The sequence below is a fragment of the uncultured Flavonifractor sp. genome (assembly GCF_944387675.1).
Taxonomy (GTDB): Bacteria; Bacillota; Clostridia; order Oscillospirales; family Oscillospiraceae; genus Flavonifractor.
This window is the reverse complement of the sequence record NZ_CALXFV010000157.1, coordinates 1-3291: the sequence shown is the minus strand read 5'-3', so window position 1 is coordinate 3291 and position 3291 is coordinate 1. Positions and strand designations below refer to the sequence as shown.

Below are 3291 nucleotides of genomic sequence, written 5' to 3'. Positions count from 1 at the left end.
CCGGATCCATGGTCAGCACGGCGGTGTCGATGTGGGCCTCCTGCTGGAAGGAGATCAGGTTCCAGGCATTTCCCTCCATCCTGGGCAGCCAGTAGATGATGAACTCGTTGGCCTCTTTTTCTGTTAAGCCCAGGTCAGCCAGAGCGCCCTCCAAAAAGGCAGCGGTGTCCGCTCCTGTTACGCAGAACCCGGTGGAGAAATCATACGCTGTGTCTGCCACGCCCTCCCAGAACAGGCAATAGTACTGCCGCCCGGTGGCAGGGTCGGTGAGGGTGCCGTCTGGGGCTGCATCCACCGTCCAGCCATCTCCGTAGAGAGGATAGGTTGAAGTAAGGGTACCGTCGTAGTCTAACTTGACGTTCACCCGGGTCTCCTCCTCTGGATAGAGGTAGATCACCGGCTTCGCTGAGGTCGCCTCCATGACACACCCGGACAGTACCACCGTCAAAAGGCCCGCCGCCAAGGCTATCGCCAACCATCTGCGCATAAAAACTCCTCCTTTCAAATTTTGTCCTATGTATTATAACAGACGAATTTGAAAGGAGGAAGTTCCCCATTTATTTAGATCTGGGTAATATCAATGGGCCGCAGGTCGGAGGCCCGGCTCTGGGTGCGGACGGTGAGCATGGCCCGGGCGGTGTCGATGGCAGTGATGCAGGCCACACTGTGCTCCACGGCGGAGCGGCGGATCTTGAAGCCGTCGGTGTCGTGGCGGCGGCCCCGGGTGGGGGTGTTGATGACCAGATCCACGGTACCGGAGGCGATCATGTCCAGGATATTGGGATGGGCCTCGGACACCCGCGCCACCTTCCGGGCGGGGATACCGGCGGCGTTGAGGGCATCGCAGGTGCCGCTGGTGGCAAGAATCTCAATGCCCATGTCGGCAAAGCCCTGGGCGATGCCCAGCAGTTCCCCCTTGTCCTCATCCTTCACGGTGACGATGATGCGCCCGCCGCTCTTGGGAACCTTCATGTTGGCCCCCTTGAATGCCTTCAGCAGGGCCTGGGGGAAGGATTCGGCCAGGCCCAGGCACTCGCCGGTGGACTTCATCTCGGGACCCAGGCCGGTGTCTACGTCGGTGAGCTTCTCGAAGGAGAACACCGGCATCTTCACGGCGTAGTAGTCGGCCTCTCTATAGATGCCGGTGCCGTAGCCCAGCTCCTTCAGCCTCCCGCCCAGCATCACCTTGGTGGCCAGATCAATGATGGGTACCCCGGTGACCTTGGAGATGTAGGGGATGGTGCGGGAGGAGCGGGGGTTGACCTCGATGACATACACCGTGTCGTCATAGATGACGAACTGGATGTTCACCAGGCCCACCACCCCCAGGGCCTTGGACAGATCGTAGGTGTATTTGAGAATGGTCTGCTTGTGCTTGTCCTCAATATGGATGGGAGGATAGACGGAGATGGAGTCGCCGGAGTGGACGCCGGCCCGCTCGATGTGCTCCATGATGCCGGGGATGAGCAGGTCCTCCCCGTCGAACACGCCGTCCACCTCCACCTCCCGGCCCATGAGGTACTTGTCCACCAGAATGGGGTGCTCCTGCTCCACCTGGTTGATGATGCGCATAAATTCGGTGATATTCCGGTCGTTGTAGGCAATCTCCATACCCTGGCCCCCCAGCACGTAGGAGGGGCGCACCAGCACGGGATAGCCTACCTCGCGGGCGGCGGCCAGGGCCTGCTCGGTGGTGAACACCGTCTTGCCTGCGGCCCGGGGAATGCCGCACTGATTCAAAATCTCGTCAAACCGCTCCCGGTCCTCAGCGGCGTCCACCCCATCGGCGGAGGTACCCAGGATGGGGACTCCCATATTGGTCAGGGCCTGGGCCAGCTTGATGGCGGTCTGGCCGCCGAACTGCACCACGGCGCCCCAGGGGCGCTCCAGCTCCACCACCGCCTCCACATCCTCGGCGGTAAGCGGCTCAAAATACAGCTTGTCCGCCACGTCGAAGTCGGTGGACACGGTCTCGGGGTTGTTGTTGATGATGATGGTCTCGTAGCCCAGGCGCTTGAAGGCCCAGACCGAGTGGACCGAGCAGTAGTCAAACTCGATGCCCTGGCCGATGCGGATGGGGCCGGAGCCCAGCACCAGCACCTTTTTCTTCTCCTCCCCGGCCGCCTTGCGGTGGGGCTCGGCAGCGGCGGCGGACAGCCAGGGGGCCTCTGGGATGTGGGGCGCCAGCTCCCCCACCTGGGGCAGGCTAAGCTCGTCCAGGGCCTCGTTCTCCTGGTCGTAGGTGGAGTAGTAATAGGGGGTCTGGGCCTCAAACTCGGCGGCGCAGGTATCCACCATCTTGAAGGCGGGGCGGATGCCGAAGGATTCCCGCAGAGCCTTGATCTCCCCCCGCTCCTTGCCGGACAGGGCGGCAATCCAGGCGTCGGAGAAGCCCATCTCCTTGGCGGTGCGGAGGGTGATCTCGTCCAGGCGGCCGTGGTCCAGCCGGTCCTCCATGTCCACAATGGCCTGGAACCGGTCCAAAAACCACAGGTCGTACTTGGTGATCTTGTTGATTTTCTCCGGGGAGAAGCCCCGGCGCAGGGCCTCCGCCACCACGAAGAGCCGCTGGTCGTCGATGTTCACCAGCCGGTCCTCAATCTCCTCGGTGTACAGCTCGTCCAGGCCGGGCAGGCGCAGAGACTTTACCGGCAGCTCCAGGGAGCGGATGGCCTTCATCAGCGCCCCCTCGAAGGAGTTGCCGATGGCCATCACCTCGCCGGTGGCCTTCATCTGGGTACCCAGGGTGCGGCTGGCGGTGGTGAACTTGTCAAAGGGCAGGCGGGGAATTTTGAGCACGCAGTAGTCCAGGGTGGGCTCAAAGCAGGCGGTGGTCTTGCCGGTTACCGCGTTTGGAATCTCGTCCAGGGTATAGCCCAGGGCGATCTTGGCCGCCACCTTGGCGATGGGGTAGCCGGTGGCCTTGGAGGCCAGGGCGGAGGAGCGGGAGACACGGGGGTTGACCTCGATGACGGCGTACTCAAAGCTGTCCGGGTTCAAGGCCAGCTGCACGTTGCACCCGCCCTCAATCTCCAGGGCGGAGATGATGTCCAGAGACGCCTTGCGCAGCATCTGGAACTCCTTGTTGGCCAGGGTCTGGGTGGGGGCCACCACAATGGAGTCGCCGGTGTGGACCCCCACCGGGTCCACATTCTCCATGGAGCAGATCTGGATCACGTTGCCCGCTCCGTCCCGCATGACCTCGAACTCGATTTCCTTCCAGCCGGAGATGCACCGCTCGATGAGCACCTGGCCCACCCGGGACAGGTGGATGCCCCGGTCGGCGATCTC

2 protein-coding genes are annotated in these 3291 nt (G+C 62.7%); both read right to left on the bottom strand.

Annotation, left to right across the window (positions count from 1 at the left end; translation table 11 throughout):
* Window positions 1–487: hypothetical protein (locus Q0J74_RS10895; protein ID WP_297214527.1), on the bottom strand; the 487-nt coding region annotated here is incomplete at its 3' end.
* A gap of 74 nt (window positions 488–561) precedes the next feature.
* Window positions 562–3291, bottom strand: a 2730-nt coding sequence (gene carB, locus Q0J74_RS10890; protein ID WP_297214525.1) for a carbamoyl-phosphate synthase large subunit, incomplete at its 5' end; no start/stop codon positions are given.